Source organism: Elizabethkingia occulta, from assembly GCF_002023715.1.
GTDB lineage: Bacteria > Bacteroidota > Bacteroidia > Flavobacteriales > Weeksellaceae > Elizabethkingia > Elizabethkingia occulta.
On sequence record NZ_MAHX01000018.1, the window covers coordinates 117,966 to 139,761 of the forward strand.

Here is a 21,796-nt window from a genome sequence, read left to right on the forward strand (position 1 = left end):
AAAATCATATGGATATTTTAGCAAAAAACATTGCTCAATTCAACGAAGTATTAGCATCTCAAATTCCCGCAGAAACATTACAGGCTTTTCAAAAATCTGTCCAGGATTTGGAAGAAAAAAAAACCGGAAGTAAAAGTCTTAAAATTGGAGAAAGATTTCCGGATTTTCAACTTTCCAATTTTGACGGACAAATGCATTCTTTAAAAGATCTGTTAAAAAATAAACTAGTGATCGCTTTTCTCAGAGGAAGCTGGTGCCCTTACTGCAATATGGAAATACAGGCATTACAAAATGAACTTCACCAGTTTAAAGCAAAGGATGTAAATCTGATTGTCATTACACCGCAACCTTCGAATATTAATGCTGAATGGCAGCAACAGCAAAATGCTGAATTTGAAATTTTATCGGATAAAGGTAATCTACTCGCTAAAAAATTGGGAATCGATATTGAGCTACAAGAGTTTGTTATTCCTCATTATAAAGCCATGGGAATAGACTTACTTCAAATTAATCAGACAGAACAATACTCTTTGCCAATTCCCGCTGTTTATGTTTTAGATTCTCATGCTACTGTAACTTATAAATTTGTAAACCCTGATTATATGAAGCGTGTTAATATAGAAGAATTATTAAATCAGCTCTAGACTAAGGCTCCAAAGCCATTTTGCTATGAGCAGAAAAAATTAAAGTAAGCTTTCGCTTACTTTAATTTTACTTCGTATATCTTCGGCCAGTTCTTACCGGTTACCAGCATATTATCACCTTTAAAAGCTATACCGTTCAGGACATCATCGGATCCTTTGGTATGTAGTTTTACATAGTTAGAGAAATCATATCTTCCCACCACTTCCCCGGTTGCCGGATCAATTTTTAGTACCACAGGTTGTTGCCATACGTTGGCATAAATAAATCCTTTATAATATTCCAGTTCATTAATCTGACCATATGCCATTTCTGAACCGGCTACTCCGATTTTTCTTACCACCTTGGAAGGATCATTAACATCCAGAAAATAAATATTAGAAGAACCATCTGAAGCAATCAGGTTTTTGCCATCATAAGTCAATCCCCAGCCTTCTGTCATCTCAGTAGGATACTGAAACTGTCCTATTTGCTGTAAATTGGCTTTATTATAAATGAAACCTATTTTATTTTTCCAGTCAAGCTGAAACACTTTATCTCCGGCTATTGTACTTCCTTCTGAGAATATTTTTTCAACCAACTGAGTTCCGGGAGCAGGATTAGGTTTTGCCTCAGCAATAGGCTGGGTCTGCCCTAATGTATATTTAATTAGTCTGGACTGGTCGAATTGTCCATCTGATTCATAGACTGTATTTCCGTCTAACTGAAATCCCTGTACAAAATTTTTCGGATCATGAGGATATTCAGCAACCTGCTCATAAGTAAGATTTTGCTCTGGCTTAGATGCAAATACATTAATTGTTGCATCCTGGTTGACCACTTTACCATCTTTCATCTTAATATTGAATGTTACGTCATTCTCTCCCAGTGTGAAAAATTTAGGATCAATTGTCAGTGTATTACTTTCTTTATCTCCGAAGCTGATACTGATGCTTTCTGCATTTCCTGTTACATCGGAGGGCAAAGCTATCTTATCTCCGAAATGATAACCTTTATCCTGCATTGTAGCATTATATTCCTGAATACTTTTTATAACAGTTTTTTCCTTGTTACAGGAAGCTAAAAGTGTAAGAGCCATAAGCCCTATAACTATATTTTTTTTCATTTACCTATTTTTATTTTCAGGGGTATTCATCCCCCTTTTATAATTGAGTCAAAAGTACAAAATTTTATCCCGAAAAATCACCAAGCATATCCATTGTTGGCACAAAAAACAAACTTCCGGTTTTTGCGGTACTAAAGTCTAATATTCTGTCATAATTGCCTGCAGGATCACCAACAAACATACTTTCCAGCATTTTTTGTACTGTACTGAATGTACTGGCATAAGCGATAAAATAAGTTCCGGTTTCGGAACTTGTCCGGAAAGGCATATTATCTCTTACTACTTTAAAATCATCTCCTACATTAGCAAGAGCACTATGCGAATTTGCAGGCTTTACATCATCTGTCATTTCTATATCACTTGCTTTGTAGCGGCCAATCACTTTTTCCTGCTCCGGTACAGGCAATGAATTCCATGCTTTCATATCATGGATATATTTTTGTACAAACAGATAACTTCCTCCTTCATAAGCTTCATCTTCTGTTCCTACCTTTGCAAAGAAATCGCGGTCGGATCCCTGCGGATTTTCTGTTCCGTCTACAAATCCCAATATTGCTCTCCCATCCCAATATCTGAAACCATGTATTTCCTCTATACAACTAGCTACAGGAGATAATACATCGGAAATTGCCGTAGCCATATCAAAACAAATACTGAACTGATCTGCCCTGATATGGAAATGCAAATCACCCGGAGTAGAAACAGCTGTATGCTTCTCTCCTTTTACTTCTTTAAAGATATCAAGCTCTTTAGGCAGTGGCTCCTGAAGCTCCAGCTTTTTCCATGCATTATAACCAATTCCCATAACGCAGCTAACCCTTACATTTGGAAAACGTACTGCCGCCGAGTTATTGAGATTAGAAACCAATGCACATACTCTCTGAAAAGCTTCTTTAATATTATCTGTGTCTTTAAAATTCCATACCATAAAATAGGTATTGGCATTAGGATTATCTGTTACTTTTTGTGATTGTACAGCCATATTATTTGTCTAAATAAACGATTAAATCAATATAAATTTACTCCAGTAATAATTATTTCAAAGTTTCTACATCCTGACCAAATTGCAGGATATAACCATTGTTATCATAAATAGCAAATTCCCGCATTTGCCATGGAAAATCTTCAATATTATAACATATCTCTGTTTTATCTTTCAGCTGTTCCCAAAGACTATTTACATCCTGAATGTTAAAATAGAATGATCCCGAAAACATTGAGCTTTTGAAAGGAATCTGCTCATTAGGCTTAGAAAACATGATCTCAACATCATCTTTTTTCAGCAGTGCCCATTGCCATTCTTCATCTTTTTTCAGGCATTGAAAACCTAAATTTGTTGTATAGAATTCAATCGTTTCATCTAATTCCGTTGTCCATAAATTAGGGGTAAGTGTATTAAACTTTATCTCCATTATTTTCTAAAAAATTTTTAAGTGATTTTCCCAGAATTTCATTCCAGCCTGCCTTATAATTTTCCTTTGCAAAGTCGGCTCCGGCATCGGAAAAACTATCTAAGCCGGTATGTGTTAAAGTAAGCTTTGTTCCGTTATCTGTTTTTTCCAGTTCCCATAACAATTTTGATGAACCTCTGCTATGATCTGGGTGTGTCCAGGTATGCTTTAAAAATCTGTTAGGTTCATAACCAAGCACCTGACAGCGATGAAGGTATTTTTTCTCATTCCCAGGTTCAAAAAAATCAAATACGGCACCTTCTTTAAGAACAAAGTTGGGAATATCAAAATACCATATTTTCATTTCATCTTTATCGGTAATAGCTCTCCATACTTGTTCTACAGGTACGTTATATGTTTCGGTAACGATAACTGACATGGCCCATATTTTCCAATAAAGCTAAACAATATTTCAGTTATTCTTAGCCTATTTATGAAAGTTTATGAATTTTCATGAGGTATTTCATATTAAAAGGTGAGCAAGCTCACCTTTTAATATTATTTATTTTAAATCGATTAATTCGTCCTCAGACTTTTCTTCTTCAGGTTTGAGATAGCGGAACATCTTCCATAACTTTATTTTCAAAGCGATCCAGCCTAAAACCCCATATATAATGAGAAGAATAATCAGGTGTTGTAAATACGGGAAGGTAAGTTCAACAGAACCTTTCTGAATCAGAAGTATTTTGAATGCCTGTAAAAATGGTGTCAGCGGAATAATATTGGCTAAAAATTGTACTGCTGCGGGCATTGCACTAAGTGGCCATGTAAAACCACTGATAATAAAGGACGGCGACGCCAATACCATTAAGATCTGTGTAGCCTTCAGTGCATCCGGAATCAGAATACTGATAAACACGCCCAGAAATGATGCAGATCCAACAAAAACTGCAGTGAGCAATATAAAGTTAAAAATACCTTCCGGCATCGGAACCTTAAAGATCATATGCATGAGGTAATAGATTCCTACAATAAGAATCGAGAAAAACCATATCGGGATTACTTTTATCAGCATTGTAGGAAAGGCCCATCTGCGCATTCCATAATATTCTTTAATAAACGATCCTCTTTGGAATTCCGCAGCAAAACTTACTGCCATTGCCAAAAGGATTACCTGCTGCAGTACTACTGCAAGCATCGCAGGCCACATAAAGATAAGGTAATTACTGGTTGTATTAAACAGGGTAATATAATTAGTCTTAAAAGGCTCGTATTGGGTAGCAGCTTTTATAGCCGGCATTCCCATTTTCTGAAGTCCTTTTATTGAAGCTCCCGCAGAGAAAGTCCCAATCGTAAGCTGTAGTGCTTTAGAAGCAAAATTAGCTGTTAAAACATTTCCTGTATTCACATAAACATTCAGCTCCGGATATTTTTTCTGCAGCATGTCTGCCTCAAATTTTGCCGGAATCATTACCACTGCAGCCGCTTCATTTTTTATAACTTCATCCTTTATGCTTTGTGGTTCCTGTATATATTTAATAACTTTTATACTGCTGTTATCATCCAGCATATCAGTCAGCTGATTAGACAAAGGGGTGTTATCCCTGTCTACAACCAATACCGGAATATTCTCTACTTTTCCGCTTTGGTAAACAAAGCCTAGTAAAACAGCATACAGAATCGGAGCCAGAAAGAATACTGACCTCAGGGTATCATTGGCTACAAAAAGCTTAAATTCTCGCTTTAAAAGACGCAGAAATTCTTTCATAGACCTTATTATTTCAGAATAATATTTGCATTAACCAGGATATTCTGGGCTTTCTTCATATCTTTTGGTTTCACTTTGATTTCATAGATAGCATCCTGAAGCTGATAGTCGGGATAAGCGGTTGTAATATCAGCATAACGGGTAAGCTGTTTGATGTAAACAATTGTTCCTTCCAGCTCTTCTTTGTTGTAGACTACCTGCATTTTCACCTCTTCACCTTTCTTATATTTAGCAATCTTACTTTCCGGAATTGTAAAACGGAAGTAAGTACTCGAAGGTATATAACCATTGAACAATGCAAAACCTGCTGTTGCCAATTCTCCCGGATTAAGACTGATGGTTTCTATCTCCATATCGTTTGTTGCAATAACATAACGTTCGGAATATGCTACATTGGCTTCCTGTAAAGCTCCCTGAGCCTGAGAAGCCTGTCCGGCTGCCATTTCTATTTTTTCATAGCGCGTTCCTCTCTTTACATCGTCGAGTTCTGCGTTTACAGCATCGAATTGGGCCTTGGCACCTTGCAATTTTGCATAAACCTCATCATAAGCCTGTGGAGACATCAGACTGTCTCTGTACATATTGGATGCTCTTCTGAAAGATTTCTGAGCGAAATCATATTGTTCTTTCAGCCCTTTATACTTAGCCTGAAGCTGCTTCATCTGATCCGCAGTGGCTCCGTTCTTTGCCATTTGCTCTTGTGCCTGAGCTGCACTTACAGCTCCTTTTGCCTGAGCTATTTTAGCAGTAACCTCGGGAATATCAAGTAATGCCAGCGTATCTCCTTTTTTTACCATCTGCCCTTCACTCACAAATATTTTTACGATTCTTCCGGTAACTTTAGGTGCAAAAGAAATAACATCCTTTTTGGTTTTCCCTTCAAATTGGGATTTATCTCCTTTGTCGCTTCCGCAGCTGCCCAGAATAAATAAACTGAAAAGAGGTATGTAGATATTTTTTTTCATAATGTTCTTTTTATAAACCTTGATAAAGCTTTGTTACATCTAGTTCCTGAGTAGATTTCATCAGTTCGATAGCTGCTCTTCTCTGATTAAATATTGCATTCTGATAATCCAACTCAGCGGCTTCCAGATCGTTTTCAGCTTCTATTAACTGCATAGATTTTGCCATTCCGTAGCGGAACTCTTTTTCAGCCTGAACCAATGCATTCTGTGCCAGTTCTTTTTGCTTCTTTTTCAGAGCAATTTGCGCATAGGCAATATCATAATTAGACTGATTATTGGCCAGATTCAGTGTCAGCTTTCTCGTAGCGTCATATTTCTGAGTCTGCAGCATTTCTTTATTTACTTTTGCCAGTTCTTCGGCATGTTTACCTTCCTTACCATCAAATATCTCCCATTTGAATCCTACTCCCGCAGTAAGCAATGGAAAGATGGCGAGATTATTAGGTCTCCAATCCAGTTTTCTTCCCGGATAATTCAGCTCCGGAATTGCCGGAATAATATTTTCCGAGGTTTTAATTCTGTTGTTATAAAGACCAATATAGTATAAAGAAGCCATTAACTGAACTTTTGGAATCCACCATGTTCTTTCTGCCTGTATTTTATAATCTGCAGCATTAATTCCATGATCGAGTGCACGAATTTCAGCTCTTTCTTCGATGCTTTTCTGCAACGGAAGACTTTCCACCGGAACCAATACAGGGTTTATCAAACGTAATCTTTCTTTTTCTACTCCTGTCAATACTTCCAACTGAGTAAGCAGAAGTTCTTTCTTCCCTTCATATTCTACAACCTTTGCATCCAGGGTTGCCTGAGCCAGTTCAATTTTCTTATGATCGTATGGTGTAATAAGGCCATAACCTAAAGCTTTATCTGCTGTTTTTCTGTTGGCATCCAGTCTTCTCTTGCTTTCATCCAGAACAATTTTGGACTGGTGAATTAGCGCCAATTGGTCGTAAGCACGGGAAACGGTTGTGATAACCTCATCACGGGTTTTCTCCAATAGGATATCTTCTGACTTTTTCTTTTCTTCCAGTGCTTTATTCAGATATTTTACCTTTCCGCCGGAATACAATAACATTTTGGCATCTGCTTTTGCTATTCCGGAAAACCCGGAAATATTAAGATTGTTGCTATATGCCCCGCTGGGAATAGTAAGAAAAGGCTCCAGATTTATTTCCGGAGAACTCAGACGAGTTGTCGCATTAAGATAACCTGCCTGCCCACTCACCTCCAGTGTAGGAAGAAATATGTCTTTAAGTTTGTGCTGATCGAGTTCTGTGACCTTATTCTTGGTCTTCTGCATCATTAAATCCGCATCGCGTACAATAGCACTTTCCAGCAATTCTTTGAAGTCGGGAGCCGATTGTCCCCATCCCAAAACAGGGAGTAAAAACAAGCTTATCCCATACAGTGATAATCTGTTCCTCATCATTCTATTTTTCACAAAAATAATACAAAAAAAATGGAAAAAAGAGAAATTTTAATCCTCTTTTTTCCATTAAAGTTAGTTTAACCCTCAATTCCCATAAAATCAATGCTTACAGGAAGTGTATAACTTCATTTCTATGGCGCTACGGTAACATTTGTTCCTTGTGTATGTGCATTCATCTGAGGAGCGTAGTAATTCTGCATTGTTGTAATTCCGTTAGAGAACTTACCTGCAATATTAGCTACCACATCATATTCGAAAACATATTTACCTTTTGGCATCTGTTCTATATAGAAGTTGGTTGATGCATCTTTAGTCGACTGATAATAACCTAAATTGTTCTTCCACTGGTATCCGGACAATACATCTGCTGGCTCAAATCCTGCAGCTCTCATATCTTTGATATGGATATATTCCATCGGACGATCTGTATTCAGAATCATTCTTACCGTTACTTTATCTCCTACACGAAGTGGTGTATCAGCTGTAATCTTTTTAAGTTCTTCTCCGTTTTCTGTTTTCACTTTTTTGTAAAGCTCTTTGGTCACAGAAATATAGGTTTCAGAAGATTTCACTTTATCCAAATCTTCATAATACTGCCAGAACAATCCTCCCTGAACAATACCAGGACCTGGTTTGGTTACGGTTACTTCAGCCAGTTTTTTATCCAGTTCAGGAGATTTTACAGCAGACTTGATATAACCTGTTGCCTGAACATCAGTTTTTGTCAACTCTTTACCACCCCAGACTACAGTTGCTTTGTCCGCTTCCGGAGTTGTCCATGACTTACCGCTGTTCATTATTGTATAGATAACTTCTGCAGTAGCACGGCTAGTTTCCCAATGGTTGACTTCTTTCTGAGTTATCAGCCAGATTTTCATATCTTCTATAATTGCATCATTAGGTTTCAGCTTATTGAATGCCTGCATTGCCAAAGCATGGTTAATTGCTTTCGAAGCATACCAGCCCCATGCATCCAGATTCTGCTTCCAGTATACACCCTGAGTTTGAGTATCTGTAGACGTTTCTTTCAGATAGGTCATCAGTTTATCAGAAACATCTTTCAATCCATAGTTATTGAATAATAATGCAGCTCTTGATAATCCGTAGAATGTAAAATCTGTAATCTTAGCTGTTTTTGCTTTAGCAATAACCTGAGATTTCAGTGTTGCGCCTGTATTTTTTAATGGGTATTGAGCTTCCCAGTAATGACGTGTATCCAGATAATCCAATACCAGATTGCTCCACGGATTCATATCTTTTGGTTTCCAGTAACGGTTGATCTCACGGTCCAAATAAGCCGTTAATGCACTTACCATTTCATTTTGCGGTGTATTCTGATAATCGTTCACGCCGCCTTTATCTTTCAGCCATTCGTTTACTTTTCCTAAATTTTTAAGAATATAAAGCGATGTAGAGAAGCTGCTTGGAGAACCTGCATACCATGAGAACCCACCATCACCATTTTGCAATTGTTTTAGTGTGCTCCAATCGTCTAAAATAGAGTTACGCATATTATTGGCATCAAACAGACGTGCTAACATTTGCATTTGCTGTTTCTCATCTTTAGCCTCGAATACCCAAGGTGTTTCTTCTAATAAAAGCTGCTTCAGTTCCTGATTTTTCTCCAGATTACTTTCCAATAAGCCTTTCTCCTGATATTCTTCAAAGATTTTCTTCATTCTCGGATTAGCCTTAAATATTTCAGAAGCCAGAACATCTGCAAACCATTTATTGAATACTACATCTGCTGAATTATTAATATCATTCTTCAGACTTGGTAATGCAAACAGCACTTCCCAAATTGGATTGGTTGTCAGCTCTAATGTATTAGAAACATTGGCAATTGTTGTCGAGTTATTCGATTTCAACTGATCCAGTACAAAAGTCTTAGTTTGCCCTTCTTTTACAAAAATTGGTAAGGCATCCGTTACCAACATTCTGTTTGGCAATACCGGAACTGCTTTTTGTTCACCATCACTGTACTGCCCTGCTTTTGCAACCGTTTTTATAATAATTCCGGAAACATCGTTTGGCACTTTGAAAGTCCAGTTAACAGATTTGCTTGAAGTTGCATTGATATCAAAATTCTGAATCAGATTATTCAGTCCGAATTTTGAAGAAATATCTTCGTTGGTATCAGCATTCAGAATTTGCAGCTGTACGCTACCACTCAACGCTTTTTCTACAAGATTATTCAGCTTCACCTGCATATTAATTTCATCACCTTCACGTAAGAATCTTGGATAATTTGGAGTAACCGAGAAATCTTTCTGTGTAACAATAGTCTGCTCCAGTGTTGCAGCATTAGCATTTTTATCATGTGCCAGGAACATCAGCTTCCACTTAGTTAGCGCTTCCGGAGATGTAAATTCAAAACTTACATTTCCATCTTTATCTGTTTTTAAGTTTGGATAGAAGAATCCAGTTTCATTCAAATTACTGCGAACAGGAACTTTGTCCAGATCTTCTTTTTTCTTCGCTTTACCATATCCAGTAACTACAACTGCTTCTACATCTCTAGTGTTTACACTATCTTTTTTAGCAGCAGCTACAGGTGCTGGTAATGCCATATCCGCAGTAGCTTCATAAGCTACATTAGCTTTCCGTAATGTGGATCCTCCTCTAATTCTGACATTAGTTGCAAGTCCACTTAGCGCTCCATACTGATCGAACCAGTTAAAATAAGGCTCAAATACGGTTTTAGCATTCAAATATTTTTCACGTTTATTAAAGCGTACAGAGTTTAGACTTTCTTTACCCACTCCATAATTTTGCTGTATAAATCTTTCGAAATTGAAATTTCTGAATGTATAAGTATTAGCAGCGAACTGATCCAGTGACATATCGTACATATTAGCCAATAATTCGGCAACTGCTTTTTCTTTGTTCTTTCCAGTAATCTTCACCGTCCACTTTTCTTTGCTTCCCGGCTGAATCTTATCACGGAAAGTGGTAAGTTCTATCTTCATAGGTTCTGTTTCATTACGAACCGGCAAGTTTGTAGAAAGTGTCTGAATATCATTATAAGCGGCTAAAGTAAACTGAAGGTTCAGTTGCTTCACAGCCGGATCTGTAGGAATTACTATCTCATATTCCAACACACCATTTTTAATGTATTTCTCTTCGGTTTTAGTTTCTCCGTTTCCGTTTTGTACATACACATATACTTTAGCGTCAGGGATTGAGGAATACAGATATACTTTAGCTTTTTCTCCTCTTGCATAATCTTTCTGATTATTCATTAATCTGAAGAAAGGTCTCTGTCCATTTCCTAAAGATTTTCTGTCCCATACCTCGAAGACTTTTTCAGTTTTTATAGTATCCTGTCCTTCGATGTTGTAGAATTCCAGTTTGTAAGTTCCAGCAGCTAATTTCCCAAGACTAAATTCTTCATCAGTGGTTGTTTTTTGCAGTACTGTTTGTTTCTCTTTTCTATTCTTCGCTAACTCGGATTTATCAAAGTAATCGTGTGGGAATTTCTGAATGAAATTCTCTTTAGAAAATACAGGAATATCTTGTACAAAATCTTCAAAATTATTTCTGAAAATACGATCCGGAGATTCCAGAAGACTTAGTTTTGCCTGATAGCTTTTCCCTAGTTTCTGGTTATTATAATTCTTAGTCGCTACTTTTACTTTTATATCTTCATTCGCAAAAGCCGGCTTTACTTCTTCAGCTTCTATAAAGTGGCTTACAGAAGCTACACGGAATGTTGAAGAGTTTTCCTGTGTTTCACCATTGATATCAGTTACCGATGCATTTACCACATATTCATTTACCTGAATTCCTTTTAGCTTATCATCTTTTTTAAGATCAACAGGAATATCAAATTCACCTTTTTCATTGGTTTTAATAGTTCCCAGAATTGAATTTTCGTTAGATGTTGGTGTGAACCAATAGAAATAACGGTAACGAATATCCTGTTTCTTAATTTCATAATTCAGCGTGGCGTTGCTTAACGGAACTCCCGAGAATGAAACAGCTTTGCCTTTCATATGAATGGTTTGGCCAAATTTATATTCACCTTTAATATCTTCAAAGGTAATTTCGAAATTCGGACGTTTGTATTCTTCTACTCTGAAATTTACAGAACCTTCATCTGTTTCCAGCATAAACTGGCCATTTAGTTTTCCTTTTGGTAAAATAAAGTTGCCACTATAGCTACCAAATTCATTTGTTGTAAATATCTGCTCCGAAACATCTTCACCATTAGCATCTACCAATTTTATCTTTTGCTTCATCCCTACTACAACAGTTTCCTTTTTATTGCTGTATTGGGTATTAATCACTTTGAAATAAACTGTTTGTCCAGGTCTGTAAATAGCTCTGTCCAAAAATATCTGAGCTGTTTTTTCAGTTGCATCAACTCTTGGCTGATCATAATAATCGCCACCATAAGCTTCTATAAAGCTGATATTTTTCTCCGAATCTTCAACCAAATAACGTTTGTAATTTCGGGTTTTATTTTCCGGAAATACAAAAATTCCCTGTGGGTCTGTTTTAGTTAAAAATTTGGCTACAGGCTTATTGTATTCGCTGTAGTCATAAAAAATAAGACCTATATTCTTCTTAGATTCACCATTATTTCTGCTAATAAGTCTCAATACATTGTTCGCACTGTTATTCGAAATTTTATTATAAATAATACGGGAATCTGTTACAGAGAACCAGTAGCTTCCCTGAGATTTTCCCTCCACAATATATTCGGCAATGTAAAGACCATTCTTCAATGCAGACAGTTCTACAGAAGAGACATGGTTTTTATAATCTTCTGTATTTTTCAGCTGATAGTTTTCTTTTTTCACGAGTTGCTTTGCAACCTTTAACAAAGGGTTCTTATAGCTGTCTTTAATATGGCTGATAAATGAATTCATATCAGTTACCTGATAAATATTCATGGCAAAAGCATCTGCATTTTTATAGTTAACAGACAAGTGAATGGGTTGCTGAGGTAATGTAAAAGATTCATAGCTTACCGTTATTACCGGAGCTGTAATACTATTCTCTGTATTTTTTATATTATTCTGAAAATCACTCTTAGGATATATTTCCTTTGCTTTCTTCAAAATAGACATTGCCTCTTTAGGGCTTGAAGAAGCCAGACCTCCAGCTATATCATTCAGAATATAGACTTTGTAATCTCCATCTGTGGAAGAATTTACAATTGCTTCATATTTTTTGCGGGCTTCCGCTTCTGATAATTGACTAAAGCTTACCTCATACTGGGATTTAAGGTATTCATAAAACAATTTAGGGTTTCCTGAATTAGATGCAATCTGATCATTGTAAATTTCCAGAATTTTAGCATTATTTGATTTTAATTCATTTGGCGTAAATAATACATTATCCTTTAAAAAGTCTACATGTTGCAAAGCGACCCAGTCCTGAACAGACGGGAAGTAAGCAATATCCTGTGTATTGGCAAATAACTTCTGATATTTGGTCATGGAAATTTTATGAATTTCATTTTTAACCTTTCCAAGATCATTGAAATTCTGTGTGAAATATTTTTTAAAATCCAGCTTAGACCATGTTTCAATCTGACCAAAGTCCTGATTATCTATATTAGTCCTGTCCTGAATCTTCCATTGATTTCGTTTTAAATAATCGTCTACAAACTTTATCTGTAAAGCACGATATACTAATAGCTCGTCTCCTTTCAGATTCTTTTCCTGCTTTTTTATTTTGTCAAAAAACTGGCTTGCAGAATTATTTTTCTCATCGTCGCGCGCTTGGTTGACAATTACAAACTCTGCCTTCAGGGCATTGATTAACTCAATGGTGTTGTTATCTTTCATAGCTTGTTTCTGAATATCCAATACTATTGGCAAATTGGATTTTACCATTCCTTTTGCATAATTATCGTTAATCTTTTTCCATTGCTGATCATAGTAATTCTGGGCATGTAATGAGATACCCGATAAAATGACCAACAGCAGGCTAAAAATTTTGGCAATGCGTTGCATAAATATTTATTTTTGATGTGTGTTAAATTTACTTAAAAAATATATAGTAGACAGTCAGATTTATGTTTCTTTAATGGGAACTTTGCTCACGCTGTTCTTTATGACAGAGCGAATTCCATTCCGTTCTGCGCTTATCCTCCTTATATTTCTTACTTTTCTAAATGGGTATTTGTATACAAAATACCAGATGACGAAAAGACTTTTTCGTTATGTATTGCTCTTTAATACAGTAACTTTTATCTTCTGTGTCACTGTAATCATCCACAGACATCATCCCGAATCATTGATTAAATGGTTACTTATCATCATTTTAGGTTTTTTGTATAATAGTCAGTTCCTCAATACATTCATCAGAAAAATTCCTTTTATAAAAATCTTCCATGTGGCTCTTGTATGGGCGCTGATCAACTCGTGGCTTATAATGCCTGTGATACAATGGGATGTTTTTTTCATCACCTTTCTCTTGGTATCAGGTCTTATTTTACCTTTTGATATTCGGGATATGCAATCTGATACCGTTACTACATTTCCACAGATTATCGGTATTCAGAATACTAAATATCTGGCTTATTTGCTGTTTTTTTCTTCATCACTCATTGCTGTTTTTTTTCTACAACCCGATTTCGCTTTATGCTATTTTCTGTCTGTAGTTATTGGTTTTATACTTATTTATTTTGCTCAGCCTTCAAGGTCTGATGCTTATTATTCTTTCGGAGTAGAAACGATTAGTGGTCTTCCGTTTTTGTTTCATCTCCTTCTGAAATTATTCTGATTGTCGTATCTTTACCCAAGTTTTTCCAAGTATGCTGATACAATCTATTCGCTTAAACAATTTTAAAAATCATGCTTTTCGCCAATTTGACTTTTCACCACAAATCAATTGCTTTGTTGGGAACAATGGCGTAGGCAAGACTAATATATTAGACGCACTATATTACCTTTCGGTTGGAAAAAGTTTTCTGGGCAATACAGATCAGAACAATATTTTGCAAGGCGAAGAGTTCTTCAACATCGAAGCAGTGGTAGCTGATGATGAAAAAGAAAATATTATAAAAGTTCAGCAACCTCTCAATTCTAAGAAAATTATTAAGAAAAATGATAAGTCATACGAAAGGCTTGCCGATCATATAGGCTTTCTGCCTTCGGTTATCATTTCTCCTTATGACAACAATTTAATATCAGATTCGGGAGAAGCGCGCAGAAGATTTCTGGATGGTATGATCTCTCAGACCGATACTGAATATCTTTTTCATATTATCCAGTACCAAAAAACGATCCAGCAAAGGAATGCTTTACTAAAAGCTTTCCAAAAGAATCGTTTTTTCGATGCCGATTCTCTGGAAATTTATCAGCATCATCTGATAAAATCCGGGAATATAATACACGAAAAAAGAAAGGCTTTCAACGAGAAGTTCTCTCCTATCGTACAGAAGTTTTATCAGTTGATTTCTGATGGAAAAGAAGACATAGAAATCAATTACCAATCCGATCTTTCTGAACAGGATTTCGAAGCAATTCTGGTTCAGAACCTGGAAAAGGACAGAATATTGACTTATACCTCCCGAGGTACTCATAAAGATGACCTTATCTTCCTTATGCGCCAGTTTCCGTTAAAGAAAACAGGATCACAGGGACAACAGAAAACTTTTCTTATCAGCCTAAAACTTGCGCAAATGCAGATGATAAAAGATATCACCGGGAAATCGCCTATTCTTTTACTGGATGATATTTTTGACAAACTGGATGACAACAGAGTGAGTCAGCTTATAGCACTTGTAAATAAAGAGAATTTCGGGCAAATTTTTATTACAGATACCCATAAAGACCGTACACAATCTATTGTACAACGTATTAATGAGGAAAGCCGGATTTTTGAGTTATAGTTTTGGGCAATGATAAAAACTAAGAACCACTATAGATACATAGAATACAAATATTTATAATAGTCTTACATAGAAAAATAAATTTTTAAACATAGACCCTGTTTAAATTTTGATTAAAAAAATATTAGACTTCGACAGGCTCAGCCTGACACTCCTAAAAGGAAGATATATCGGACGAGCAATGTCACTCTGAGTTAAGTCTATAGTGAGCTTGACGAACTATCGAAGAGTATTAACAATAAAATTTAACTTATATATTTTTATAGTGCATCGGAAATATCTCTAAACCACATTAAAACTATATTCCTCTGTAGTTAACAAATTTATTATAATTAGAAATTATACAATTTGAATAAAATCAATAGATTTAAAAATGAAAAAAAAGAAACGCGAATATATGTCTTCTGAATTGGTTCAATCTTTTATAAAGATTTACGGACTGGAAGAAAAAATGGAGGCTATTGCTATCCGGGATTTTCTTGAAGATTATCTGGACGAATCTCTTTATCAGGAAATCACCAGTGTGTCTCTGAAAAATGGCATGCTGGATATAAAAATTAACTCACCTCTTCTGAAAAATGATTTCAGAATGCGTAAAACTTTTTTTCTGCAAAAATTCCGTAGTGTAATTGGTGAAGAAAAGATTAATGACCTTCAGTTTTTGTAGTATTCGTACTCTTCATGAGATCCATTGCTCGCTCATCCAGTCTGGAACGGATTGGCAGGAAGAATCTCAAGGGGTTTCTGAAGAAATAACGGAAGATCTCTGCAATAATCAGTCTTACCTCTCCCATATTTACTTTTCTCGAACGGAATGCCAATACCATAGATAATCCAAAACTTACCAGGAAGTTGAAAAATCCTATTAAGAAGACTGTTATAAAGGAAATCCAGAAAGCATAAGTGGTTACATTAAAATCTTTACCATAAAGACCTAATGCAAAGTTTCCGGCCGCAAATGTAATATGTCGAATATCCAGATCCAGACCTAAGAAAAGTCCTATCGGAGCTGTTGCACCCAGAAAAATACCGAACCAGAAATTGGATACAATCCCGCCCCAGTTACGGGAATAATAGACAGATAAATTTCTTGCAAATTTTTCTCCGAAGAAATAGTTAATAAACGGATTTTTGGCAATACGCTTCGGTATCTGATAAAAGACCCCTGTATTGCTCACATTTCCGGCTATAATACCCGAAATAAAAAGGAAGAATCCTGCTATACATGCATGGAAAATTGCTTTAGAATGTATAGGATCCAAATCCTGTAACAATTTGGAAGATTTGTCTATCGCAAGGTTTTGTTTGAAAATAATCTCCAATCCATAAATAATAATTAATGCTACAGGGAATGATAGCAATACATTCCCGACGAAAGCAATAAACTGCGAACGGAATAATTTAGAAACAAGGTGTGCAAAATCTATATAATTCTTCTTGGTATTACGTCCTTCTGAAAGTACTCTTGCCATTGTTGCTGCAGTCATAGCCGGTTGCTTTGTTGCAAGGGTAAAATTCATCAGATAGATCATTACAAATCCCATTGCATAGTTAAAAGAGTACATAAATGCGTGTACAAAATCACTACTGTGACTATAGCTGTACAACATTTTCAGTACACACAATGCCCCCACAATAACACCACCACCGGAAGACTTCAGTAGCATCTTAAAATAGTCCTTTCTTCCTGTAGTAATATAATGGGTACCTACTTCCGAGGTATGGGTTGTAATAAGGTGAGAAATAAGTCTTGTACTATCAGATACAAGATCAGAAATATTATTTTTATGAGATTTGAAGTCCAGAATACTGAAAAATAACTGTCTTGATTTTTTCAGGTAATCATCCGGACTATCTATTACCAGTAGATTAAGAATAATACTTACTCTCTCCAACTGCTGGCGGATCTTCAGCAAAGACTGATTAATCTTATTGGAAATTCCGTATTTAGAAGCATTTTTAAAGGCCAGATTCACGAACTCCTGACATTGCTGCAGATAGACTTTCATCTGTTTATAAATCTCCGATTTTGAATTTAATTCGGTTGCAGGATCTTTTTTAAACTCCTCTAAAAGTAAATCCAGTTCATTCTGTAATGCCAGAAACGGATTGTCGAAGTTCTTATACTCCGGTGCCATCCTTACAACATCTACATCCAATGCATTACCGATAACACGCCATGCCAAGATATTCATAGAGAACATCAACTCGTTTTTTACTTTTGGATTACGGATAAAATCATCAATTCTAAGCAGACGGAAAAGTTCGTCCATCTCGGCGTCTGAAATATTTTTCAGATAAGCCAGATCTTTTTTGGTATGTACAGAAACGGTGTCCACCAAATAAGAAACAGAATTTTCGTTATCTACAGATGGCAGAATTTTGTTTAGGATTCTTTTCTTTAGTTCCGGGTAAAATGCATTTTCCGAGAGGATATCTGCTTCAGTAAGAGATAGGTTGAAGGGTTTCCCATCAAAAAGATTCCGGATATAATATCCGAAATTATCACATATCTCGGGATTGTTCTTTAGGTAGGCCAAAAAAACCTCAAAATCTTCATGAACAATGCTGTTAAATATGTCTTTAAGAGGTTCTAAGGATTTTGTTTCGTTTTTAAAAACGAAATATTTTTTTAGAATATTGTTAAAATTATCTTTATTTCTTCTGAGGAGCCTTCCCATAATCTATACTGCTAAGATATCAATTTAACTTCATATAACCCATTTGTTTCATAATCCAGCTGTGCTTTTTCTGTAAATACGGCGACGGATTTTTAGGATCATATTTTTTTGGATTTGGTAATACAGCTGCAATCCAGGCAGCTTCGCTTTTGGTTAAATCTTTTGCAGATTTATTAAAGTAGTATTTAGAAGCTGCTTCTACACCGAACACTCCGCGTCCCATTTCAATGGAGTTCAGATAACGCTCCAGAATAATATCTTTATTCCAAAGGTGTTCTATAATAAAAGTATAAACAACCTCCAGACCTTTACGCACCCAGCTTCTCCCATTCCACAGGAATATATTTTTGGCTGTCTGCTGAGAAATTGTACTACCGCCCTGAACTGTTCTCTTATTTTTCTTTTCATTGTGTTTCATTGCTCTCTCGATAGCTTTGAAGTCAAAACCATTGTGTTTAAAGTAGTTCTGATCTTCACTGGCTATTACGGCAAGCTTTACATTATCTCCCATTTCGTCAAACGAAATATAATTGCGGTCTAATTTCCCGTATTCCGCAAGTCCTCCCAGCTGGATAAATGTAATAGGCGGATTAAAAAAACGTCCCCAGATTACTGCCAGTATATTGAAGACTATAATAATAAAAATAACTCTTTTAATAAACTTCCACATAAGTCGAAATATGTCGCAAAAATAAGCTTTTTAATTTTTTGAGAAAACATTGATTATTGTTTTAAAAAGCCAGTGTGCAAAAGTTCAGGAAGCAGGCATAGGCATAAATAAACAAACCTGCTATTGGCGATGAGCAATAACAGGTTATATTTCATGATGTTTTATTATTTTTTAGTTCAGAGAAAGAACTTGCTTTTTAAAAAAATCAAATAAAAAAAGCTTGTCAAAGATGTATCCGATATTTTCCTGCTGTATAAATTCTAGAGCTGGGCTTGTATCTTCTGTTTCTCTTTCCCGTACAAATACCAGCCACAGTTCTTTAACTCCGCCATGATTTCTTTTAGCTTCTGCAACTAACTGTGTATATGAAACCGTATTGTGCAGACTATTGATATCGCAAAAGAGAATTCCTTTATCCCTGCCTTCATCAACAATTATATTTATTTTTCCCTTTAACTGGTATTTGGAAGCCTTTATAGAAGAGTTATAACATTCTATAAAACGGGTAAGGTCTGCAAGCTGTATTATTTTTTCTTCTTTTTGTTGTTCTGTTAAAGCGCTATCGCTCAGGATCTGGTTAGACAAATCAGTGAATTCCTTTAGGGCCATACGATTAAATTATAATATGCAAAAAAAAGATAAATAGTGTACATCAATTCTTATTTTTATATAAAATCCGGTTTTTTTTATACAAAACTGCCATTTAGAATTTAGTATAATAGGATTACAGGTTTGTATAATTTTTTAAATAATACTTCTGAATATTTTAGTTTTGCAAATTAAAAGCTCGTTTAGATTTATTTCAAAAGAATATAAGGTTTCGACAGGCTCAACCTGACATCTCTTAAATAAAATATCTTTAGGATGAGCAGTGTCATTCTGAGCCTGTCGAAAAAGATCAGCAATAAAATACTTTTAAACAGATTTTTAAATCTATAGAATAATATATCTATAATATGAATATGGAAGATTCTCAGGATATTCAGGTCAATGGTTTTATTAAATTTCTTGTGGAGGACCGCTACAGGGTTATTCGCCATGTTATTTTTAACATCGGACTTTTCCTTTTATTCTATAGTAACAACCCCAAACTAACATCAGATTCTTCACAGATTTATAAATTCTATATGGTTTTGATAGGCTGGTCTGTTTTTATCGCCATGTTTTATGTCAATATGTATATTCTGGTGCCTTATTTCTTCTTCAGATCCAAGTATCTGCTGTATCTGCTTTTGCTTATTATTCTGGTTGCTGTCAGCTTATCTTTTATAAGTTTTATTATATATAACAGCACTTCGCTTAAATTTCGGGAAGATAAAAGTCTGTATAGCGGCATCATTATTTCTACACCAATTATACTGACAACCACAACTTTAAAGCTATTTCAAAGGTGGATAAAGGATAAAGAACGAATTTCGGAATTGAAAAACCTTTCACTGTCGATGGAGCTGGATGTACTAAAAAACCAAATTAATCCGCACTTTCTTTTCAATATGCTGAATAATGTAAAAGCACTGATTAGAAAAAATCCCGAACAAGCTACAGAGGTTCTTATGAAGCTTTCGAGCTTTCTGCGTTATCAGCTTTATGAAAACAATGATAAAACGACTCCGCTTACAGACGAAATCAATGCACTTTCTAATTTCCTAAATCTTGAAGAGTTAAGACGGGAAAACTTTACTGCTGTTATCAATCAGGATATTCGGTCTTTCAGCAATATTTTTATTCCCCCAAATCTATTTACCACTTTTGTGGAAAATGCTGTTAAACACAGTGTAGATCTTGCGGATAATGATACTTATATTATAATTGATTTTACTGTAGAAAATTCCAGATTAATTTTCACTTGTCGAAACTCTGTAAGCCCGGATTTGTCTCTGGAAGAAAACCGTTATGGAGGCTTAGGACTCAAGAATATTAAAAGAAGACTGGAATTACTGTATCAAACTGAGTACAGTCTGGACATTATTTCAACAGAAACAGAATATATTGTAAATTTAACAATTCCCCTATCTTTATGAACTGTATAATAATAGATGATGAGCCATTGGCAAGAGAAGAGATGAGATCTTTGATTAATGAAGTATCTCCTGTTGAAATATTGGGAGAGTTTTCTAATGCTCTCACAGCTCTAAGCTTTCTCAAAGAGAATAAGACTGATCTTATATTTCTGGATATACAAATGCCTAAAGTAACAGGATTGGAATTTGCAGAAATGATTCCGGAGGATAGCCTGATTATCTTTACAACCGCCTACCCTCAGTATGCGCTGAAAAGCTATGAACTGGATGCTATAGATTATCTGTTGAAGCCCGTAGAAAAGCAAAGACTAAAAAAGGCGATTGACAAAGCTATTTCTTACAAAGAACTTTTTTCGCAGACTACAGTAAAAAATACAGTTGAGGGTAGTAATGATGCCTCTCTGATGATAAAGGCAGATAAAAGATATTATAAAATTCAGCTTGATGATATTATGTTTATTGAAGGGCTGAAAGATTATGTTGTTATTTATACCCAGAATCAAAAGCTTATCACGGCGATGAATCTCAAAACCATTCATCAAAAGATTTCGTCCCCCCTTTTTCTGCGGGTGAGTAAATCCTATGTGGTAAACATGCAGCATATTGAATCTTTCGATACTCATACTATTTATATTTGGGAATATGAAATTCCTATTGGAGAAGTATACCGGAATGATTTTTTTGACAAATATTCTGGCGGACTTATTGCCGGAAACTGATAATAATTGTCTGATCCGAGGAATTTCGGCAATAAAAAAAGTGATATTATCATTGGTGATTAAAAAAAAAAAAACGAATCAAAATCTTTGAAAAAGCTCTTCAAAAATAATGTAAATCCCTACTTATTTCAGTTTTTTTCATTTTTTTCAAAGCTTTAAGTAATTAAGCAATTACAACAAAAAATCCATTTTTCTTAAAAATTATATAAAATAGATTCTAATAATTTTTATAATTTATAATGTTATTACTTTTTTATTCAAATAGAAGAATCATCAAAAATAAATATCTACTAATTAGATAGACTTTATATGATATATATCATATCTTCTATTATCAATGAATTTTGATTAATTAGATACTTTTGAAGCAGTAAAAAAATCAAATTCGTTTTTATGAACACAAGTATATCTGACTCTGCCCCGGGAAGCTTCCCGACAGTATCTGCTCTGGAAGTTCTTTGTACAAAAAACTATTATACAATGAAATATTTCACTTTTCAATGCATGTGCTATATGTATTCCATGTAAAGCACTATTGAAGAAGTAATAAAAA

Annotated in this window: 18 protein-coding genes; 7 read left to right on the forward strand and 11 right to left on the reverse strand. The window is 35.3% G+C overall.

Annotation, left to right across the window (positions count from 1 at the left end; genetic code table 11):
• Window positions 1-8: 8 nt before the first annotated feature.
• The gene (locus tag BAZ10_RS14635) at window positions 9-644 is read left to right on the forward strand and encodes a peroxiredoxin family protein (RefSeq protein ID WP_021347852.1); all 636 of its coding nucleotides are present in this window, start codon (window positions 9-11) and stop codon (window positions 642-644) included.
• 56 nt (window positions 645-700) lie between these two features.
• Here the strand turns inward: BAZ10_RS14635 and BAZ10_RS14640 are convergent, their stop codons facing one another.
• From BAZ10_RS14640 to BAZ10_RS14675, 8 genes are all read right to left on the reverse strand, one after another.
• Window positions 701-1,747 (reverse strand): glutaminyl-peptide cyclotransferase, encoded by a 1,047-nt coding sequence (locus BAZ10_RS14640; protein ID WP_021347853.1) that lies wholly within the window; start codon window positions 1,745-1,747, stop codon window positions 701-703.
• A gap of 64 nt (window positions 1,748-1,811) precedes the next feature.
• Window positions 1,812-2,729, reverse strand: a complete 918-nt coding sequence (locus tag BAZ10_RS14645; protein ID WP_021347854.1) for a Dyp-type peroxidase — start codon at window positions 2,727-2,729, stop codon at window positions 1,812-1,814.
• Between the two features lie 52 nt (window positions 2,730-2,781).
• On the reverse strand, window positions 2,782-3,159 hold the full coding sequence (locus BAZ10_RS14650) for a VOC family protein (protein ID WP_009090541.1): 378 nt from the start codon (window positions 3,157-3,159) through the stop codon (window positions 2,782-2,784).
• Window positions 3,143-3,577 (reverse strand): SRPBCC family protein, encoded by a 435-nt coding sequence (locus BAZ10_RS14655; protein ID WP_078772664.1) that lies wholly within the window; start codon window positions 3,575-3,577, stop codon window positions 3,143-3,145. Before BAZ10_RS14655 ends, BAZ10_RS14650 begins: the two co-directional genes overlap by 17 nt.
• 123 nt (window positions 3,578-3,700) lie before the next feature.
• Complete coding sequence (locus tag BAZ10_RS14660) at window positions 3,701-4,906, reverse strand: ABC transporter permease (RefSeq protein ID WP_078772665.1); 1,206 nt, start codon at window positions 4,904-4,906, stop codon at window positions 3,701-3,703.
• A gap of 8 nt (window positions 4,907-4,914) precedes the next feature.
• Complete coding sequence (locus tag BAZ10_RS14665) at window positions 4,915-5,871, reverse strand: HlyD family secretion protein (protein ID WP_078772666.1); 957 nt, start codon at window positions 5,869-5,871, stop codon at window positions 4,915-4,917.
• 10 nt (window positions 5,872-5,881) lie between these two features.
• Complete coding sequence (locus BAZ10_RS14670) at window positions 5,882-7,303, reverse strand: TolC family protein (protein ID WP_245803825.1); 1,422 nt, start codon at window positions 7,301-7,303, stop codon at window positions 5,882-5,884.
• A 131-nt stretch (window positions 7,304-7,434) separates the two neighbouring features.
• Window positions 7,435-13,269, reverse strand: coding sequence for an alpha-2-macroglobulin family protein (locus BAZ10_RS14675; protein WP_078772668.1), 5,835 nt, complete (start codon window positions 13,267-13,269; stop codon window positions 7,435-7,437).
• A gap of 187 nt (window positions 13,270-13,456) precedes the next feature.
• Here BAZ10_RS14675 and BAZ10_RS14680 point away from each other — a divergent pair, with 187 nt between their 5' ends.
• The 3 genes from BAZ10_RS14680 to BAZ10_RS14690 all read left to right on the forward strand — a co-directional run bounded on the left by BAZ10_RS14680 (window position 13,457) and on the right by BAZ10_RS14690 (window position 15,819).
• Entirely contained in the window at window positions 13,457-14,041 is a 585-nt protein-coding gene (locus BAZ10_RS14680) for a UbiA prenyltransferase family protein (protein ID WP_245803826.1), read from the forward strand.
• 31 nt (window positions 14,042-14,072) lie between these two features.
• Window positions 14,073-15,152 carry a DNA replication/repair protein RecF gene (recF, locus tag BAZ10_RS14685; protein WP_078772670.1) on the forward strand — a complete coding sequence of 360 codons (1,080 nt, stop codon included), beginning with the start codon at window positions 14,073-14,075 and terminating at the stop codon, window positions 15,150-15,152.
• A gap of 373 nt (window positions 15,153-15,525) precedes the next feature.
• The gene (locus tag BAZ10_RS14690) at window positions 15,526-15,819 is read left to right on the forward strand and encodes a hypothetical protein (RefSeq protein ID WP_009090517.1); all 294 of its coding nucleotides are present in this window, start codon (window positions 15,526-15,528) and stop codon (window positions 15,817-15,819) included.
• Here the strand turns inward: BAZ10_RS14690 and BAZ10_RS14695 are convergent.
• From BAZ10_RS14695 to BAZ10_RS14705, 3 genes are all read right to left on the reverse strand, one after another.
• Window positions 15,797-17,833, reverse strand: coding sequence for a recombinase (locus BAZ10_RS14695; protein WP_078772671.1), 2,037 nt, complete (start codon window positions 17,831-17,833; stop codon window positions 15,797-15,799). The two genes, BAZ10_RS14690 and BAZ10_RS14695, sit on opposite strands and share 23 nt — an antisense overlap.
• 19 nt (window positions 17,834-17,852) lie before the next feature.
• Entirely contained in the window at window positions 17,853-18,503 is a 651-nt protein-coding gene (mtgA, locus tag BAZ10_RS14700; RefSeq protein WP_078772672.1) for a monofunctional biosynthetic peptidoglycan transglycosylase, read from the reverse strand.
• A gap of 171 nt (window positions 18,504-18,674) precedes the next feature.
• Entirely contained in the window at window positions 18,675-19,112 is a 438-nt protein-coding gene (locus BAZ10_RS14705) for a hypothetical protein (RefSeq protein WP_078772673.1), read from the reverse strand.
• Window positions 19,113-19,459: 347 nt separating this feature from the next.
• On the opposite strand from BAZ10_RS14705, the gene BAZ10_RS14710 reads away from it, so the two are divergent.
• The 3 genes from BAZ10_RS14710 (at window position 19,460) to BAZ10_RS19385 (ending at window position 21,771) form a co-directional block, all read left to right on the forward strand.
• Window positions 19,460-20,524, forward strand: a complete 1,065-nt coding sequence (locus BAZ10_RS14710) for a sensor histidine kinase (protein WP_245803827.1) — start codon at window positions 19,460-19,462, stop codon at window positions 20,522-20,524.
• On the forward strand, window positions 20,521-21,243 hold the full coding sequence (locus tag BAZ10_RS14715; protein WP_078772674.1) for a LytR/AlgR family response regulator transcription factor: 723 nt from the start codon (window positions 20,521-20,523) through the stop codon (window positions 21,241-21,243). Before BAZ10_RS14710 ends, BAZ10_RS14715 begins: the two co-directional genes overlap by 4 nt.
• A gap of 393 nt (window positions 21,244-21,636) precedes the next feature.
• Window positions 21,637-21,771, forward strand: a complete 135-nt coding sequence (locus BAZ10_RS19385) for a hypothetical protein (RefSeq protein ID WP_262488188.1) — start codon at window positions 21,637-21,639, stop codon at window positions 21,769-21,771.
• Window positions 21,772-21,796: the final 25 nt, after the last annotated feature.